Source organism: Rickettsia canadensis str. McKiel (assembly GCF_000014345.1).
GTDB lineage: Bacteria > Pseudomonadota > Alphaproteobacteria > Rickettsiales > Rickettsiaceae > Rickettsia > Rickettsia canadensis.
On sequence record NC_009879.1, the window covers coordinates 605,066 to 623,946 of the forward strand.

The following is an 18,881-nucleotide window of genomic DNA, read 5'->3' on the forward strand; positions in this document are numbered from 1 at the left end:
TCTATAATATACAAAAATTTTATTTTTTTATAAATTGTAATTTATGTTTCAGGTCAATAAATTTTTAAAACATAAGATATTCACATATTATCTTTAAAATAGTATTTAAATAAAGTGCTTATGATGTTTTCATTTGATAAGAAATAATTTTGTACAATTCTTTAATAATTATTTACCAAATGATTACAAAAAACTTAAAAATATTATTTTATAGTTGCTTATAATGTTAAGTTATGGTATTATTTCTACTTAAAATTGGTTAAGTTTAATGGTATAAAATTATTAATAACCACGTGTTTTCTAATAATATAGGATAATATCATTTTTGTTCAAAGAAAATTTTAAAAAAATATATAGTAACCAAGGAGAAGATAATGGGTAGAAAAAACGATATTATACAAAAAATCGATAGTTTTATCGGCAAGAAAATTTATTCTTTAAGACTCGCTAAGGGTTTGTCTCGTCAACAACTTGCTGAAGTAATTGATGTGACGCATCAACAATTACAAAAATACGAAAAAGCAATTAATAGAATTTCTGTAGGACGGCTAGTACTAATCGCAGAAGCTTTAGATAGAAATATTGATTATTTCTTTGAAGGTTTAGAAGAAGCTAATAAACCTCAACCTGTACATACTCAACATCAACGTATGTGCATTGAAGTTTCAAGAAATTTTATGAAAATTAATAGTACGGAAGAACAACAAGCCATTAATAATTTAGTAAAATGTTTAGCTGGAAAAGAAAAGCTAAAAGCTAAAAGCTAATGCATAAAACATACAATTTTGTGAACATTATTATTTAAGCAGCACGTAACAGTTTTTTTGTTATTGTAAAGAAAGTTAGGAGATAATTGATGAAATAAGGAAGCAAAAAATGTTAATCTTTAGCATTTTTTATTATTTTTCTAGGTTGCAACGCAAGCACTACCTACGACTACTCACAATGACGATTTAGTATCAATACAAACAAAAACTGCTTTTAGCTAGAATGACATTTTAATGTACTCTTCCTGTATTCTTGCGTGGTTTTAGTTGAGCATCATAACCTAATTTTGATTTATCTTGAATTGCAACTTTTGCTTCAAGCTTTGTTCGATTTTCTGTTAACATTGTTATATTATTAACGGTACCTTTTTTCTTATTTTGTGCTTCATTTTGAATTAAGGTACTAATCAATTTTATTTTTACTTTATCTTCTAATTTTAAATTTTCAATAAATAATTTTTTCTCTTCTAATTCTTTAGTGTTATTATAACTGCCTTGTTGTTGTTCATATTGTACTTTATATTTCTCATCTATAGCTTTATAAGCATTAACTATTTTACTAATTTCTTGCTCTGATTTAGCTCTTTTTGCTTCAAGAGTATTAAGATTACCATTTGGAGAAAGCATAGCACGAAAATTATTGACTTTCTCAACTGCAAGCTTTGAAATATCACTTAATATACTAGAAGTTTTTTGTACAACTTCTTCTTCTGAAACTGCATATTTGTTATATATATCGTCACGAGGTTTAGTTTGTTCTACAGTTTGAGATAAATCTTTATTTAAATTTTGAGTTTCTCTATCTAACACTGCTTCAAGCGCTGCATCTTTAAGTGCTGGTTTATCTTCCAGTACACTAGTACTATTATCAATCCCGTTAGAAACAGCTTTGGTTATTGCAGAAGTTATTTCAGGATCTGCTTTGCTTTCATACACACCTTCTACTAACCCTTTAGTCATTAACTCTCTAACAGGTAAATCAGTCTTACCTTCTGCAATACCTTGTTCTGCAAAGTCCATAATAGTGACTTTATACGTTAAGAATGTATTACTATGGCTAGTTATAGTCTCACCTACCCCTTGAACAATATCTGTTTTATCTTTAGCATCAAGTGAGCTTTCTGCAATTGTTTTAGTAATTCCCTCAATTATGTGACCTTTTACCTCTGCTTTAACTGGAGCATCTAAGACCTTTGTAGTAATATCTTGTATTTCTTTCGTTTTAGCAATAGTATTAAATGCAGGATCAACCAAAACGCTTAGCACTGCTGCTACTTTACTTTCTTTCTCTTGTTCCACTGTTATCTTATCTAAATTCTGCCGCATCAATTGTTGTTGCTCTTCACTAAGAACTGCAGCTTCTACACCTATCTTTAATACAGAGCCTAATAATTTTTGTTTTTCTGTGTTACTTAGTTGAGCAGTATTAACCTTATCACCTACTGCCATAAGCATTGTCTCTTTATCTTCAGTAGAAAGGTTACTTTTTATTACAGCATTTGTAATACCATCAATAGTATTAGCTCTAGCATTTGCATCATTAAGCCCTAATCCTAAATCTCCTGCCTTTTCTACTATGTGTAGCTTATATTTTGACTCAAGATTCTCTGAATTTAAAGCAATAGCTACTATAGCTTCAAGCATTTTTGATTTTTCGGGATTTGATAAAGCATTATCACTTTTTATAATTTCTAATATACTGCATACACCCGCTACTTTTACGTCCGGTACAAGATCTTTATTATTGACCATATTTTCAGCTAAAGTAATGACATGAGCCTGCTTTGCAACGAGATCACTTTTCTCATTGTTCAGAATCGCCGCACATGCTTCTTTAATTAAGTCAATTTGTTTATTACCCTCTATTTCTTTTGTTAAACCTGCATTTACATAATTTAATAAATCGTGCATGCTGCCTGATAAAACTGTAACTGCGTTAAGTACCAAATTTGGAATTCCTGAAGATTCTTCTTGTTGCGGCTGTAACATTTGTGTAGTTTGAGTAGCAGTAGGCTTTGCAATAGATGACTTCAATCCTTGATTTGGAGTTATTATTGGTTGTGGTATTTCCTGAGCTCTACCTTGTACCTTTGTTAAATCTTCAGCTATAGTTTGTGATAAATCAATCGCTTGCCCTTTGTTTAGCTCTACCTCTTTCATCATTTCGTTATATTTACCACGTGTTACCGCAAGTGTATAAATTTCGCCTCCATGTTCAATATAAGCTACCGCATCCGGTCCGTCTCCGGCAAATTTTAAAGGCTGTGGTGAGCTTATTTCTTTAAGTAGAGGTTTACCATTTGGTCCTTCTTCATAGTGAGCAGTGAAATATACTGCTTTATTTTTAGAGGGTTTGGTACCATCAGCTTTTAATGCGACCATCGATAGATGCATCGACCCATCGGCTTTATCAAGTTTTATAGGAAAATCTATTTCTCTATATGAACTAACCTGAACCTGAGTACCGTCTTGTTTAGCTACGATAAAAGGTTTAGTGTTATGGGTCGTTTCATTTAAGGTACAGAGTACATCACCTGCATCATTTTCAACTACTGTTGTTCTAAGACTGCTTGCACTGACTTGATTTTTCCACTGTATTGGTTTGAATCCACCTTTATAATTTTCAGCACTATATATTGAGAAAACATTTCTATAACCTTGTATTTCTGCTGCTTCTAGCTTCTTTTTAGTTTCTGAATCTTCAAAAGCTTTATCAATCAACCCTCGATGATCCGGATTACTTAAAAAAGCACGTAATCTTTTATCTTCTTCTTCCTTTGCTATTTGTGCAGCTAATTCTGGATTTGTATTGATAAAATATTCTCTTAATATATCTCTTTGTTTCTCTAGAATATCTTTTCTAATTGCTTCGGTTATTGGGTCTAATGTTTGACCGTCAGCCAATATACTTCCCGATAAAGCACTAATTGAAGAAGTAGATTGAGTAGAAGATGCAGCAGTAATGATCAAACCATCATCAGCTACATCTAGTGTAGTTTGAGAAAAAAATTCTTGTTCTTGTTTTGCTTGTTGTTGCTTTTCTTCTTCTGTAAATTCTCTATTTGCTAAAGGATCAAATTCACTTGTATCCGGGTTACCATCTTTACTCATAAAACCTCTAATTGAATCAAAAATTAATTAGCATAAATTGCAAATAATGAAGATTCTGCGTTGATACTGATGTCATTCCAGCAACGGGTGGGAATCCAGTGTCGCTTTTTTTATTATACCTTATCCCCTACACAGTATCTAGTCTTTTTTAATTTTTTTTAGATCCTACGATCAAGGCTCAGGATGAAACTGCCAAAAATTAGCTTCCCGATTTTGCAGGAATGACATAAAAACCCCATCTTTTTTGCAGTTTGCGTTATACTGTCAAAGATAGTTAGATTTTAGGAATATCAAGAAAAAACTGATATCTATTACTGCGAAATTTTAATAGAATTTTTATATTCTTTATTGAGTTCTTTAGTTGCCCAAAGCCAGGTTAAGCAAGTCATTATAAATATAATCATTAAACAGATGGAAATAGATTGATAACTAGTGTAAGGTAACATTATAAATACTAAGGATTGTAAAAATGCACTACCTGATTTACCGAGTTTTGTACCGATTACATCAGCAGCGGCTTTACCTTTTATTTTTATTTCCAGATCTAAAGGAACATAAGCCATTTCTTTTGTTGAATCAAATAAGGTATATTTGCTTGATTTACTAAGCACATTTTGAATAGCACCGATTGTTATAGCAATTAAAGCAGGGTCAGTTAGAATAAAGTTTGCTATCATGAGAGCTGCAAATCCTTCAAAATTATTAACTGTAAAAAATAATATACCGGTAATAAATACTATTAAAGGTGTAATAACAGCCGCCGTAAACCAGCCAAGTCTTCTAACTATATTTGAACCAAGCACGACAAATAAAATAGTAAATACACCGGTATAACTTAAATAACTTCCTATAAAAGCAGCATATTCTGTTGGAGTTTTATAAATTTTAGTAGCTGCTGCTTTCCAAGGACCTTCGACTAAATTTATTGCAACGCCGTAGCAAATTAGTAAAGTTGCGATTAATCTGATATGTCTTGAAGAGAGAATCATCTGCACACTTTCAGCAATCGTCATTGATTTTTTCTTTACTTTAAACTTGAGTAATACCATATGCTCTTTATCTAGTACTTTATGATTAAGCAGCCAAAAAGTTTTAATAGCTATTATACCTAAAATTAATACTATGCTTAGTATAATTTGTATAGAAAGCGTATGAAAAGACGAGTGTAATGCAAATTTATTAGTTATATATTCATTAATATTACTTAGATTTTCTAAAAATTGTCCTGCAAAATAAATGCCTGTTTGACTAAATAAACCGAATAACGGATAAAATCTTTTAGATTCTTCAACTGTAGTAATATTATTAACAAACTGCCAAAAAAGTAATGCAAAAACTACATTTGGCCATAATTCAGCTATTATATAAAATAGAGAAAAACTCCACTTTGATAAAAGCAATATAAACCATTTTAAATTAGGTACACTGACTGTTAAATTGTGAATGGTGACAGGGCTTAAATGTAATATTTCATGATTTGGGAAAATAATATAAGCAAATAAAGCAAAGAATGCCAAAAAAATTGATATAATAAGGTAAAATATATTTTCTGCTTTTATCCTATTAACAAGCTTTACATAGATAGCAGTCATTAAGAAAGCAGATGGCATTACTCCCCAAAATTTTAAAAACGAGATAGTCTCAGCACCGATCATAGTGGTAACAATACTATCTTTTAAAGCTCTGATTAAATTTTGGATAAATAAAATACAGAACATTAATAGGGTAATAAATAAAAATTTAGAAACTTCGCGGCGTTTTATAGGCCAGATATAATCGATAAGTTTTGAAAGATGAATATTGATTTTAGAGGAAGAGTTTTCTATATTATTGAGGTTAATCGTCATTATTTGGTCTAACCTAATCTTGTTATTGGTTAGGATTATATATTAAAGATTTTCTAAATTTCAGTCAAGTTAAAATCAAATTAAAATGAGTAATTATTGGTTAAATATTTATAAACCAAGAGGTATAAGTTCTGCTAAACTTGTTAGTATAGTAAAAACAATACTCGGTAAAGTTAAGATAGGACATGCCGGTACTTTAGACGTAGAAGCGGAGGGGGTATTACCGCTTGCCGTAGGCGAAGCAACAAAATTAGTTCAAATTCTTATTGATGCGAAAAAATCTTATATTTTTACCGTACAATTTGGAAAACAAACTGATAGCGGTGATTATGCAGGCAAAGTAATAGCAACAAAAGATTATATACCGTATAAAGAAGAAGCTTATGCCGTGTGTTCTAAATTTATCGGTAACATAACCCAAATACCTCCTGTTTTTTCTGCTCTAAAAGTTAACGGTGTAAGAACTTATAAGCTAGCAAGAGTTGGGACAGCAGTAGAGTTAAAGCCACGCAATATAACTATTTATGATCTAAAATGTTTAAATTTTGATGAGAAAAATGCTACCGCTACTTACTATACGGAATGCTCAAAAGGTACTTATATCAGGACTTTAGCAGAAGATTTGGCATTATCCTTGCAAAGTTTAGGATTTGTGATAGAATTACGCCGTACTCAGGTTGGAATATTTAAAGAAAAAAATGCTATCCGAATTAAATCGTCTGACGCAATTATCAAAAATTCCCTAGAGGAAAAAAGTATAAAGATAGAAGCAATACTGGACGACATCCTGGTTCTTGATGCAACAGATCAGCAAGCACAACAAATTAAATATGGACAGAAATGTTTATTTAATTATGAAAAAGACATTAATCTTTTATGGGTTCGCTATAAAGGTGTTGTGCTTGCAATAGGTAGCTTAAACAAGAGTTGCTTTAATTCTTTACGAGTATTGAATTTAACACAATAGACTTCTTGCATAACTTGTTTCTAAAGATAATTTGTATATCACACCCGATGCTCGAATCCTCACGTACTAGTACTATGTGCGGTTCTGCGCTTCGTGTTTCCTTCAAGTTCCTCTTTATTAACTCCGTTATGCAAGAAGTATAATCAATTAAGGAGAAATTATCGATGTCGATTACTACAGAACGTAAACAACAATTAATTAAAGAATATGCTATAACGGAAAATGATACCGGTTCAAGTGCAGTACAATGTGCCATCTTAACTGAAAGAATCAATAATTTAACCGAGCATTTTAAATCTAACCATAAAGATCATGCTTCAAGGCGTGGATTATTAATTTTAGTCGGGCGTCGCCGCAGATTACTTAATTATATAAAAAAGAACAATATTAGTGAATATTTAGAGTTAATAAGTAAACTCGGTATTAGGAAAGTGAAGTAGTATACTTGATCAAAGATCAACTTCAAAAATTGGCTATGTCGTCTTATAAGTTCTCTGGTGCTCACGTATTAAGTATATACACTCTACTCCTTAACTTAAATAGACTCCTTACTATTTTTGAAGTCGTATAGCAATTTTTCATTTACTTAAATTATATAAACTTACATAATGACCTAAATCGTCATTGCGAACGACTAAAAGGAGCGTGGTAATCCACAAAAAGTAATAAGAATACAAAAATATAAATTATGAAATGAGATAAATAGATGTTTAACGAAATAACTAAGAGTGTTACATGGAATGGGAAAGTTCTTGAGCTTAGTACAGGTAAAATAGCACGGCAGGCTGACGGCAGCGTTACAGTAAAAATGGGTAATTCCGTTTTATTATGTACGGCAGTAGTAGCTAACACAGCAAAAGAGGGTATCGGTTTTTTTCCTTTAACAATTAATTATAGAGAAATGGCATATGCTGTCGGTAAAATACCTGGTGGTTTTTTTAAGCGTGAGGGCAAAGCATCAGAGAGAGAAGTTTTAGTATCTCGTTTAATAGATAGACCGATTAGACCATTATTTCATCCGGCTTTTGTTAATGAAACACATGTAACTTGTACCGTGCTTTCGTATGACCCTGAAACTCCAGTAGATATACTTGCAATTATTGGTGCATCAGCTGCACTTGCTCTATCCCCTGCCCCTTATCTAGAAATAGTTGCTGCAAGTAAAGTTGGTTTAATCAACGGTGAATTTGTTTTAAATCCAACACTTGAATTATTAAAAACCAGTCAGCTTGATTTAGTAGTTGCAGGAACAACAGAGTCAGTAATGATGGTTGAATCGGAAGCTCATTTACTCTCTGAAGCACAAATGCTAGAAGCTGTAAAGTTTGGATTTGAAAGCTTCCAGCCAGTAGTAAAAATAATTAAAGAACTAGCAGAAGAAGCTAAAAGACCGAAGCTTGAAATGCAAGATTTATACCCTTCTGTATTAAAGAACGAAATTGAACAGTTATTTGCAAAAGAAATTGAACAAGCTTTTGCTATAAAATCTAAACAGGAACGTAGCACTAGTTTAGACTTAATTTCTGAAAAAGTTATTACGCATTTTATAAGCAACATAGAAAATAAAAAATATAATAATTATCAAATAGAATCAGCTTTAAAATCTGTTGAATCAGATATATTACGCAAAGAAATTTTAGAAAAAAATAAACGTATTGATGGCAGAAGTACCATGGATATAAGACAAATTGCCTGTGAAGTAGGTTTATTACCTTCTGCACACGGTTCAGCTTTATTTACTAGAGGCGAAACACAAAGCTTAGTCAGTAGCACACTTGGAACTAGTTTAGATGAACAAATAGTTGATAATTTAGAGGGTGAATATAAAGAGCGTTTTATGCTTAATTATATCTTCCCACCCTACTCCGTAAATGAGGCAATGCCTATGAAAGCACCTAGTCGTCGTGAAGTCGGACACGGTAAGCTCGCATGGCGTGCTATTAATCCAATATTACCTAATAAAGTACAATTTCCTTATTCTATAAGAGTTGTAGCTGAAACTACAGAATCTAACGGCTCTTCTTCAATGGCAACCGTATGTGGTAGTTCTCTTGCTTTAATGCAAACCGGTATTCCAATAAAAGCACCAGTTGCAGGTATTGCTATGGGGCTTGTTAAAGAGGGTAAGAAATTTGCCGTATTATCGGATATTCTTGGAGATGAGGATTATTTCGGTGATATGGATTTTAAGGTTGCAGGCACTAGTGAAGGAATTACTGCATTACAGATGGATATTAAAATATCCGGAGTAGATTTTAAAATAATGAAAGTAGCTTTAGAGCAAGCACGACTCGGTCGTTTGCATATACTTGAGCAAATGAATAAAGTTATCAGTAAACCAAATAGCGAACTAAGTAAAAATGCTCCTTCTACTACTACTATAAAAATAGATAAAGATAAGATTAGAGATATTATAGGGCCAGGCGGTAAAATAATAAAGGAAATTTGTGAAACTAGCGGTGCTAAAATAGATATAAGCGATGACGGTACAGTTTCTGTTTATGCTGCAGATAGAGATAAGCTAAAAATTGCCTCAGATAAAATTAAAGCTATTGCTATCGAACCTGAGATCGGTGAAATATTTAACGGTACTGTAACGAAAATCTTAGATTCCGGTGCTTTTATTAATTATTTAGGTAATAAAGACGGTTTTGTTCATATTAGTGAAATTTCAGAAGAAAGAATAGACACAGTTAGCAGTGTTATAAAACAAGGCGATATAGTAAAAGTTAAGCTAATAGGTTTTGATAATAAAGGCAAAGCAAAACTAACTATTAAAAATGCTGATAAAGATAAATCTCTAAATAATCCAAAGCCACAAAATAGTATTAACAATGCTAAGGAAAATTCAGAACATGTGAGATGTGATTCTATTAAAAAACGAGCTTGGAATGAAGATAATAATGCTGAAACGGCTGAATTCATTACAGAACGTAAGTATTTTAATTAAATGTTATTACCGCTAAAGCGGTAATCGAGTAAATAAAAAGCATATAAACTAAATTTTTAAAACTAACAACTCAATGAGTTGCGCTTTTCTGGATTTTCGCCTTTATGGAAATGACATAAATACAGAGCCAATAATAACAATGACCAACACAAATAATTACCGCACCATCGCCAAGAGAGTTATTTCTAGTGAAGCAAGTGCTTTAGAAAAATTATCTGAAAATATCCCTGAAGACTTTAACACAATTATAGAATTTTTATTATCTTTTACAGGACGGGTAATTTTCACAGGTATAGGTAAAAGTGGTTATATTGCAAGAAAAATAGCTGCTAGTTTTTCTTCTACCGGTATGCCTGCTTTTTATTTACATCCGGCAGAAGCAAGTCACGGCGATTTAGGTATGGTGACAAGAGATGATCTAGTAATTATGATATCTAATTCTGGTGAAACTAAAGAATTATTTAATATAATTGAATATTGTAATAACTCTTCAATAAAGATTGCTGCAATGACAATGAATAAAAATTCCACTTTAGCTAAAAGAAGTGATTTTTTATTAATAGTACCTGAATATTCAGAAGCTTCCGTAATCGGTGTTCCTACTATATCATCTTTAATAATGTTATCACTCGGTGATGCTTTAATGACTGTTATACATGAAAAACGAGGCTTTACCAAAGATGATTTTAAGGTTTATCATCCGGGCGGTACAATCGGTGCTAATTTAACAAAAATTAAAAACCTAATGCGTAGCGGTGATGAAATACCTTTAGTATATGAAGATACTTCCTTTGCCGAAACTATAATTGTGATGAATAAAAAACGTTTAGGTTGTACACTTGTCACGGATAAAAACCAAAATTTGGTAGGAATTATAACTGACGGGGATTTACGTCGTCATATTAACGCTCAAATCCACTTAAAAACAGCATCAAACATTATGACCAAAAATCCTATTCATATCTCATCGGAAATATTGGCAAAAGAGGCTTTAAATTTAATGAAAGCCAAGAATATCACTAATGTACCGATTATTGATGCTAATATTATTACGGGCATTATTCATATTCATGATTTACTTCGTATCGGAGTTAACTAAAATCTATGTCCTCTTCTTATAAACGGCGGAAAAAATTTTTGAAATCCATCTATCTTTTAATAATACTTGGAATTTTGTATATAGGATATATACTAATTAAAAGCGGTTATATTAATGAAGAAAACGATATTAATGTTACAAAAAAAAGTTTAAAATATAATAAAAATTTTGATTTAAAATATAATATTATATTGAAAGATTCAATTTTTGAGGGAGTAAATAAAAATTTAAATGCATATACGATTAAAACTGAGCGCGCTACAAAAGAGTCGGATAACAAATATAAATTAGATATAATCAATGCTATTTATAACGTAAATAAAGACCAACATCTGATCATACATGCACAAGAAGGCTTTTTAGACGAAGAATCAAACATATTAGATTTAAAAAACGATGTAAAATTTTTTTTTGATAAGATCATATTTAACACTAACAATGCAAGGATTGATTTAGTAAATCAGAATATAACCGGGAATTCCTCTGCTACGTTATTTTACAACAACTCTTCAATTACTTCAGATAGTTTTAATACAAGAGATAAAAATAATATTATAATTTTTAAAGGCAATGTCTCTACAATCATCAATTTATCGGATTATTAAACTTTTAGTATTTCTTACTATTAGTATATCTATATATGCTAGTGATAAAGATATTTCAAATTTACATATTACATCTGATACTTTAATTATTGATAAAACTAAACAAAAGGCAGAATATCTTGGAAATGTTGTTGTTTACTTTGATAATGCGATACTTAGAACGGAAGAATTATATATTTTTTATAAAACAATAGATGAAAAGCAAACTATTGATCATATAATTGTTCCTACTAAATTGAATGTAGAAAGAAAAATAAATAATGAATTATTGCTTGCAGATTCAGCTAAATATTTTTTTGATAATAAACAACTGATTCTAATTGGTAATGTAATATTACAACGTGACGATAATGTTTTAAAAACTAACAAACTAATCTATTATGTAGATCATGTTAATAAATAGCATTGGCATTGTTTATACCATGGCTCTTCCATGGTATCCAGAAAAATAACTTAAAATACTAATAATTTTAGTATTTTAAACTAGAACTAGTGATCAAGTCACGGGATAACAGTGGTAGAATTGATCAACAAAATACAAATAAAAAAGATGGACATCTTACAAGTTAACAATATATCAAAATCCTATATAAAAAAGAATATATTAAGTGATGTATCTCTTAATATAAAACAAGGGGAAATAGTTGGTTTATTCGGTCCTAACGGAGCAGGTAAAACAACTTGCTTTAATATTATTATCGGTTTAATAAAACCAGATTCCGGACAATTACTTTTAAACGATATAAATATTACTAACTTACCTATTTATTTACGAGCAAGACTTGGAATCGGTTATCTTCTTCAAGAACCATCAATATTTCGTGGATTATCGGTTGAAGATAATATTAAAGCTATAATTGAAATATCTAAAAACGATAAGGAAGTAATTGAACAAAAAACCCATGATTTGTTAGAGAAGTTTTCGATAATGCATTTAAAAGATCTGTCTGCCGCCAGCTTATCGGGCGGTGAAAGGCGTAGGCTTGAGATTGCACGCTCACTTGCAATAGAACCTAAATTTATCATACTTGATGAGCCGCTTGCCGGTATTGATCCGCTTGCTATTTCCGATATCAAAAACTTAATTACTTATTTACGGGAGTTCAATATAGGTATTTTAATTACCGATCATAACGTGCGTGACACTTTAGATATTGTTGACCGTGCTTATGTTGTTTTTGAAGGCAAAGTATTATTAGAAGGAAACGCTAAGGAAATAGCAAATAGCAAGAAAGTTAAGGAAGTGTATTTAGGCGAGAGTTTTAGTTTTTAGGCTGTATACTTGATCAAATTCAAAAATTTACTATGTCATTCTACAAATACTGCTGCAATACTCACGTATTAATAAGTATACGCACCATTCCTAGTCTTGTGAACCTTGCTATTTTTGAAGTCGATCTTCGTATACCTTATTCTTTATTGTTTCATTATACCAGATTCCTGTTTTTGCAGGAATAATACAAAAGGTTTTCTATGCAAATTAACAAAGAAATTTTTAGGGCTTATGATATAAGAGGCAATAGCCTTAAGGATTTAACAGAAGAAGTAGCTTATAAGATAGGATTTTGTTTTACCAAAATGAGTATAAGCAATGATAATAACAAAATTTGTGTTGGTTTAGATGGTCGACTTAGCTCACCTACAATTTGTAAAGCGTTAGAATTAGGATTAACTGATGCAGGTGCTAAGGTCATAAATATTGGCATAGTTCCAACGCCTGTATTATATTTTGCTGATAAAGAATTCACACCTAGCGGTAGTATTATGATTACGGGATCGCATAATCCTCGTGACGATAACGGCTTTAAAATGCTTCAAAACGGCAAATCTTTTTTTGGGACTCAAATACAGGATTTATTAGCAAAGATTTTGGATGATCATTTCATTCTTGACTCCCATCATGTTATTGCTACAAAGGTGAGAAACCAGGAAATAATAAGAAGTAATCTGGATTCCTGTTTACACGGGCATAACATAGAGTACAAAAATACCATAGCATCTAAATATCTAAAAAATATTTTAGAGGGAATAAATATTAATCCAAAATTAAAAGTAGCTTGGGATTGTGGTAATGGAGCAACAGGTAATATCATTGAAGAGTTAAAAAGCTATTTAGCTATAGTCAATTCAGTTGGATTCGGGTACAAGGAGCGAGAAACCAAGCCTATAACTAATAGGAGAGCGACGAGTAACATAGTAGGCGAGTCCAAATCAATTGACTATAATAAAAACATAATCATAAATAGTATAATTGATGGGAATTTTCCAAACCATCACCCTGACCCTACTAACCCTGCTAATTTACAAGAATTAATTAAAACGGTTAAAGAACAAAATTGCGATCTAGGTATAGCTTTTGACGGTGACGGCGATAGAATCGGTATTGTCAGCTCAAGCGGTAAAATATTATTTGGTGACCAAATTTTATGCATATTTGCTGAGGATATTGTAAAGGAAAATCCAAATGCTACTATAATAGTTGATATAAAAGCTAGTCAATTAATAATTGATAAAATAAAATCATATGGTGGAAATCCTATAATATGGCGCACCGGTCATCCCTTTATTAAAAGTAAAATGCTTGAGACAAAGGCTTTACTTGCGGGTGAAATGAGTGGGCATATATTTTTTGCCGATAAATATTTTGGCTTCGATGATGGAATTTATGCAGCTCTCAGATTTTTAGATTTACTTAGTAGATCAAATAAAACTCTAGATGAGATAATAGATGAATTACCGAAAAGCTATAGTACACCGGAAATTAAAATATTTGTTCCTTCAGAGTTAAAGATAAAAATTATAGAAGAAATAAAACAAAAACTATTTGATGATAAAATAGCATTTAACGATATAGACGGTGTACGAGTAAATACTGAACATGGATGGTGGCTGCTGCGTAGCTCTAATACCGAATCTATTATAGTTGCAAGGGCTGAATCTACAAGCCATGAAGGATTGATAAAATTAAAAGTTATAATCAATGATTTATTAAGTAAATACGGATTAACAATAGATAGGTGAAAAAAAAAGAAATAATTATATTATGCGGCCCTACTGCTAGTGGGAAGTCTTATTTAGGTCACGAATTTGCCAAAGCTTATAATGGTGAAATCATTAATATTGATTCAATGCAGGTTTATAAGGAAACTCCTATTATTACTGCTTCTCCGTCTCAAATTTATAAAACTGAAATCCCCTATCACTTATATAATTTTCTATCAATTACGGAAGATTTTTCGGTAATAAAATATCTAAAACTTGCTGCCAAAAAAATAAAAGAAATAATAAGCAGAGGCAAACTACCTATATTAATAGGAGGAACCGGATTATATATCAATTCTTTAGTTTTTGGCTATAATAATATTCCTGATATAACAGAGGATTTACAAAAACAAGCTAGAGAACTGCATAGTAAAATAGGTAATATAGAGTTATGGAATAAATTAGAGAAGCTTGACCCACTCGCTGCTTCTAAAATAAATCAAAATGATACTCAGCGTTTAATTAGAGCTTATGAAGTTTTTAAGCAATCTGGTAAATCTATTTTTTGCTTTCACACTTTACCAAAAGAACAAATCTTATCTGAATTTAATTTTAAAATTATCTTCTTAAATCCTGAGCGAAAGTTTTTATATAAAACATGTGAGCAACGTTTACAAAAAATATTTAAAGAAGGTAGCATAGATGAGATTGCTTTAATAAAAAAACAACTCATACCGCAAGATTATTTAAATTTAAAAGCAGTAGGAGTAAAAGAGATCTTAGCTTATTTAGACGGCAATCTTACTTTAGACGACGCTTTAAGTGCAACTCAAATCAGAACACGCCGGTATGCTAAAAGACAAGTGACTTGGTTTAAAAATCAGATCAAAGATAAAATCACATTAAAATATTCTAACCAAGAAGAATGTACCAAAATATTAGAGATCTTTCCACACTTGCTTATAGAGCGGAATTTAAAGGAGACACAAAACACAGCACCGCAGTGTATATAGACCACGTGAGAATGCGCGTATCGGATCGACATATAAATTACCTCTTGCACTAGAGTTTTAAAATATGTCTTTAAAGAAATTTTTTTACTAATTAATGAATTTATATTTCTTCTTTCTTTTTATCATTGGAAATAGTAGTAATAGAAAGTAAATTTTACAATATTAATCTTACTATTTAAATTTGAGACGATACTTTGTGCTTCTTTTAATACAGAAGGTGGAACTTTATTTTCGAATTCTACAGATATACTGCTAAACATTTTAAATTTTTGAGTAGCATAGCTACTACTTTTGCAAGCTTAACAATGATTATAATTATTTATGGGATGAGTGAAGACAAATTGCATACCTTTTAATAAGGCTCCTATATAATATTTTTTCTTTGGAGATACAAGGTCATCAATAAAACTTGTAAATGCTTTATCTGCATCAGGAGAAAATAATATCTTTTAATGGTTTTATTAAAAATAGAATTGGTTACTGCTATAAAAATAATGAGATATATTTAATTATATAAATATAACATTATCTCAAAATTAATTCAAAAAAATAAATTAAGCACTACTTAAATAGTTTAATTTATGTTGCCTAATATGATAATTAAATCAATTTGATCTAAGTTTTATGGAATTATTTGTGCATTGTTTTACTTTTTATTGGTATTGGTAATGATTTGTAAGTGTATGATTTATCTTGAGTATCTTTTATATACAATTCACTATCTAAATTTGAAGCTATATTTCTTGCTTGTGTTAAAACATTTAATTTATTAATTTTTTCAAACTCATTTTTAAAGTTATCTTTTAACTGCTCATTGAAGATTTCTTTTGGTAAGTAAATTCCACCGGTAATATTGCCTACCCAAGTATATTTGGATTTTAAATTTAAAGTAGAGGCAATATTACTTGCTAACTTTTTTAGATTTTTCGGCTCTAAAAAACTATTTATAATATCAGGATTTTCTGTCAAATATTCAGAAAGGCTCAGTTTGAGCATCTGATTAATCAGATAAAAATCTTCCCCTCTATTATCACCATTATCAAAAAGTTTTTGTGATATTTGTTCACTTAAAATATTTGCCAATAAATTACTCTTAATATCTTGTTTATTTGCAATATTTTCATACAAAGGGTTCAATACTTGTAATGGAGAATTTATATAATTTGTAATATGTTGATATTGATTTGTTTTAGGAGTAGCTAGATTAGTAACCATATTCATAGGTAATGAATTTAACTTTTCTATAATATAGTCTTTAATCGTTTGATTTTCTTCATATAATATTTTCACCTGTTGAACAAATTCTTGTTTACTAAGTAAATTTCTTGTTCCCTCAGCTTGTACTTGTAAAAATACTTTATCAATTGCCTTATCAATTAATTGAGCTTGTTGTTCTTTAATTAGTTCAGGTGCTAAAGCAGGGATAGTCTTATCAAGATTATAAGTGTCAGTAAGCAGCATTAAATTATCAGGTAATTTAGCACCTGCTAAATTAGTATTTTTAAAATTACAATCTTTCAAAGAGGTTACTTTAGTTAAATCTGCATTTTTTAATGACACGCCTGAGAAATCGATGTTAGATAAATCACCTACTAATATAGCTCCCTCTAAGTTGAATTTTCCATTTTGTATTTTATTTAAATTATTTCTAAGAGTCATTGCATCTATAGTTGTATCTTTAAAATCTTGTGATGCACTCAATACATCTTTTACTTTTTCAGTAGCATAGCTAAAACCTACTTTTATAATATTCAGTAATTGCCCTTCAAAATAATTTGTTTTTTGAGCTAGATTATATAAGGCACTAGTGGCCCCGCGATAATTACTTTTTTCGACTTCTTCTATAACTTTAACTAATTCATCAGGATGGTTTAACATTGATGGAAGTATATTATATAATTCTTTCTTATCAAGGTCATTGATACCTGGTATGTCCACTAAAGTTTTTTCTAGAATACTTGCAAATATTTCTCTTTTATTGTTTAAATATTTTTTGATTTCAGGACTATCTTTAGTTAAAGTTATTAATTCTTTTGCCATGCCTGTATAATTACCTTTAATAAAATCTCGAAAAACCTTTTGTAATGCTTCAGGTTTATCAAGTAATATAGGCATTATACTAGTTAGCTGTGTAATATCTCGCGCTTCTAGACCATAATTTATAAGTTGTTGTTTTATATTTTGGTTACCTTTTTCATCGTGTTCTAAAATCCCTGTAATCAAATTATCAAATAAGCCTTTTTTACTTTGCTCTACTAATATATCTTTTAATTTAAATGCAGGATCATTAAGGGCAGAGATTATATTAACGGTTAAACTCATATAATCGCCTTTATTTAAGTCTACAATAATAGCATAAGCAATTTCCGGTTTTGACATAACTTCACCTGCTATATTAAGCATTTGTTTATCAAAATTATATTGTTGTGTTATACTTTGTACGCTAGGAGTATTGTCAATAATACCTAAAGCAATATTTGGTAAGATTTTTTTATTGTGAGCAAAAAAACTTTTTAATTTATCATCACCCGCTACCATTTTTAAGGATTTCTCAAGAGCTACCATTACACCTTGATCTAGAGCATTAAGAGTATCAAAAATCTCTTTTGTTTCAGGAATTTTATTTAATAAAGTAGGAATAATATCTAAAATATTAAGATCGATTTTGTAGCTTTCAAAATATTCTTTTAAAAAAGGTTTAGCTTGTTCTTGCACTTCTGCTAAGAAATTTTTAATAATTATTTGTTTTTCAGGAGATAATGTGTTAAATCTTTTTAGAGAATTAATATTATTTATATTTTCAGCTAGTGCTTGCTTAAAATTAGGATATTCATTAAATATTTTTATAACTTGTGCATATATATCCTTACTTTGAGGTTTTTGTAATATATCATCAAAAGTTTTTATATAATCGCTTGGAAGTATTTCAGTTGCTCCGATACGTATATAATTTGTAATATCTTCGCTCTTTTCGTTAAAAAATTTTCTGAAATTTTTATCGGTAACCAGCATATCCAAACTGCTAGAAGTCACTTTATTCCAGTCTGGTAGCTCTTGCTTTACTTCAACTGCAATTTCTTGAAGTTTTTTAAGTACTTTTTCAGTTTTAAAACATTCTTTTAGTATTGCAAGTCCCTTTTGATCTAAAACACTCTTATCTTGAAATTCTCTAAAGCCTGCTTTTGCTAAGATTTGACCTATTTTAGGCAAATCACCTACATGTTTTTTTAAAAATTCCCATATTGGAGAGTTTTCAAGAAGTGATCTTTGAAATTCTGGATCAAGATATATATTAGAAGATCTAGCAAGCTTAATAAGATTATAAGCATTTATAGGATTAGTTAAAACAAATCTTGCTCCGAGTAGCATCGTTCTTAAACTTATATTTTTCGCAGACGATAAATCCTTAATTGCACTCTTGAGTAATGTATTAAGTTTAGAAGAAGATAAAATGTTTTCTACAACTTTTTGATAATTTTTATTGTTTATAACGGCCATAAAACTAAGAAATTTTTTAAAAAATATATCTATTTAAAAAAA

Annotated in this window: 12 protein-coding genes and 2 pseudogenes; 11 read left to right on the forward strand and 3 right to left on the reverse strand. The window is 30.3% G+C overall.

Features of this window, described 5'->3' with window-relative positions; translation table 11 throughout:
- Window positions 1–374 precede the first annotated feature (374 nt).
- Window positions 375–767, forward strand: coding sequence for a helix-turn-helix domain-containing protein (locus A1E_RS02620; RefSeq protein ID WP_012148717.1), 393 nt, complete (start codon window positions 375–377; stop codon window positions 765–767).
- 231 nt (window positions 768–998) lie between these two features.
- Here the strand turns inward: A1E_RS02620 and A1E_RS02625 are convergent, their stop codons facing one another.
- On the reverse strand, window positions 999–3,878 hold the full coding sequence (locus A1E_RS02625) for a Sca4 family spreading effector (RefSeq protein ID WP_012148718.1): 2,880 nt from the start codon (window positions 3,876–3,878) through the stop codon (window positions 999–1,001).
- Window positions 3,879–4,189: 311 nt separating this feature from the next.
- On the reverse strand, window positions 4,190–5,725 hold the full coding sequence (gene tlc4, locus A1E_RS02630) for an NTP/NDP exchange transporter Tlc4 (RefSeq protein WP_012148719.1): 1,536 nt from the start codon (window positions 5,723–5,725) through the stop codon (window positions 4,190–4,192).
- A gap of 85 nt (window positions 5,726–5,810) precedes the next feature.
- Between tlc4 and truB the strand changes: the two genes are divergently transcribed.
- The 10 genes and pseudogenes from truB to miaA all read left to right on the forward strand — a co-directional run bounded on the left by truB (window position 5,811) and on the right by miaA (window position 15,341).
- Window positions 5,811–6,692 carry a tRNA pseudouridine(55) synthase TruB gene (gene truB, locus A1E_RS02635; RefSeq protein WP_012148720.1) on the forward strand — a complete coding sequence of 294 codons (882 nt, stop codon included), beginning with the start codon at window positions 5,811–5,813 and terminating at the stop codon, window positions 6,690–6,692.
- Window positions 6,693–6,856: 164 nt separating this feature from the next.
- Window positions 6,857–7,132, forward strand: coding sequence for a 30S ribosomal protein S15 (rpsO, locus tag A1E_RS02640; protein WP_012148721.1), 276 nt, complete (start codon window positions 6,857–6,859; stop codon window positions 7,130–7,132).
- Window positions 7,133–7,398: 266 nt separating this feature from the next.
- Complete coding sequence (gene pnp, locus A1E_RS02645; RefSeq protein ID WP_012148722.1) at window positions 7,399–9,642, forward strand: polyribonucleotide nucleotidyltransferase; 2,244 nt, start codon at window positions 7,399–7,401, stop codon at window positions 9,640–9,642.
- A gap of 139 nt (window positions 9,643–9,781) precedes the next feature.
- Entirely contained in the window at window positions 9,782–10,741 is a 960-nt protein-coding gene (locus A1E_RS02650) for a KpsF/GutQ family sugar-phosphate isomerase (protein ID WP_012148723.1), read from the forward strand.
- 5 nt (window positions 10,742–10,746) lie between these two features.
- Window positions 10,747–11,346, forward strand: a complete 600-nt coding sequence (gene lptC, locus A1E_RS02655; protein WP_041405242.1) for an LPS export ABC transporter periplasmic protein LptC — start codon at window positions 10,747–10,749, stop codon at window positions 11,344–11,346.
- A complete protein-coding gene (locus tag A1E_RS02660) occupies window positions 11,312–11,749 on the forward strand; it encodes an LptA/OstA family protein (protein WP_012148725.1) in 438 nt (145 codons plus the stop codon). Before lptC ends, A1E_RS02660 begins: the two co-directional genes overlap by 35 nt.
- Before the next feature lie 147 nt (window positions 11,750–11,896).
- Entirely contained in the window at window positions 11,897–12,619 is a 723-nt protein-coding gene (lptB, locus tag A1E_RS02665; RefSeq protein ID WP_012148726.1) for an LPS export ABC transporter ATP-binding protein, read from the forward strand.
- Between the two features lie 200 nt (window positions 12,620–12,819).
- A pseudogene (locus A1E_RS07445) lies at window positions 12,820–13,464 on the forward strand (phosphohexomutase domain-containing protein); the annotation flags it as partial.
- Between the two features lie 63 nt (window positions 13,465–13,527).
- Window positions 13,528–14,367, forward strand: a pseudogene (locus A1E_RS07450) (phosphomannomutase/phosphoglucomutase); the annotation flags it as partial.
- Window positions 14,364–15,341: a tRNA (adenosine(37)-N6)-dimethylallyltransferase MiaA gene (gene miaA, locus A1E_RS02675; RefSeq protein WP_012148728.1), complete on the forward strand. Its 978-nt coding sequence runs from the start codon at window positions 14,364–14,366 to the stop codon at window positions 15,339–15,341. The pseudogene A1E_RS07450 and the gene miaA, both read left to right, overlap by 4 nt.
- 630 nt (window positions 15,342–15,971) lie before the next feature.
- Here miaA and A1E_RS02680 read toward each other — a convergent pair.
- On the reverse strand, window positions 15,972–18,839 hold the full coding sequence (locus tag A1E_RS02680) for a pentapeptide repeat-containing protein (protein WP_012148729.1): 2,868 nt from the start codon (window positions 18,837–18,839) through the stop codon (window positions 15,972–15,974).
- Window positions 18,840–18,881 lie beyond the last annotated feature (42 nt).

Bases quoted from the DNA above. Each gene is read 5' to 3' on its own strand.
- A1E_RS02620 (WP_012148717.1), top strand. From the start codon at position 375: ATGGGTAGAAAAAACGATATTATACAAAAAATCGATAGTTTTATCGGC.
- A1E_RS02625 (WP_012148718.1), bottom strand. From the start codon at position 3,878: ATGAGTAAAGATGGTAACCCGGATACAAGTGAATTTGATCCTTTAGCA.
- tlc4 (WP_012148719.1), bottom strand. From the start codon at position 5,725: ATGACGATTAACCTCAATAATATAGAAAACTCTTCCTCTAAAATCAAT.
- truB (WP_012148720.1), top strand. From the start codon at position 5,811: ATGAGTAATTATTGGTTAAATATTTATAAACCAAGAGGTATAAGTTCT.
- rpsO (WP_012148721.1), top strand. From the start codon at position 6,857: ATGTCGATTACTACAGAACGTAAACAACAATTAATTAAAGAATATGCT.
- pnp (WP_012148722.1), top strand. From the start codon at position 7,399: ATGTTTAACGAAATAACTAAGAGTGTTACATGGAATGGGAAAGTTCTT.
- A1E_RS02650 (WP_012148723.1), top strand. From the start codon at position 9,782: ATGACCAACACAAATAATTACCGCACCATCGCCAAGAGAGTTATTTCT.
- lptC (WP_041405242.1), top strand. From the start codon at position 10,747: ATGTCCTCTTCTTATAAACGGCGGAAAAAATTTTTGAAATCCATCTAT.
- A1E_RS02660 (WP_012148725.1), top strand. From the start codon at position 11,312: ATGTCTCTACAATCATCAATTTATCGGATTATTAAACTTTTAGTATTT.
- lptB (WP_012148726.1), top strand. From the start codon at position 11,897: ATGGACATCTTACAAGTTAACAATATATCAAAATCCTATATAAAAAAG.
- A1E_RS02680 (WP_012148729.1), bottom strand. From the start codon at position 18,839: ATGGCCGTTATAAACAATAAAAATTATCAAAAAGTTGTAGAAAACATT.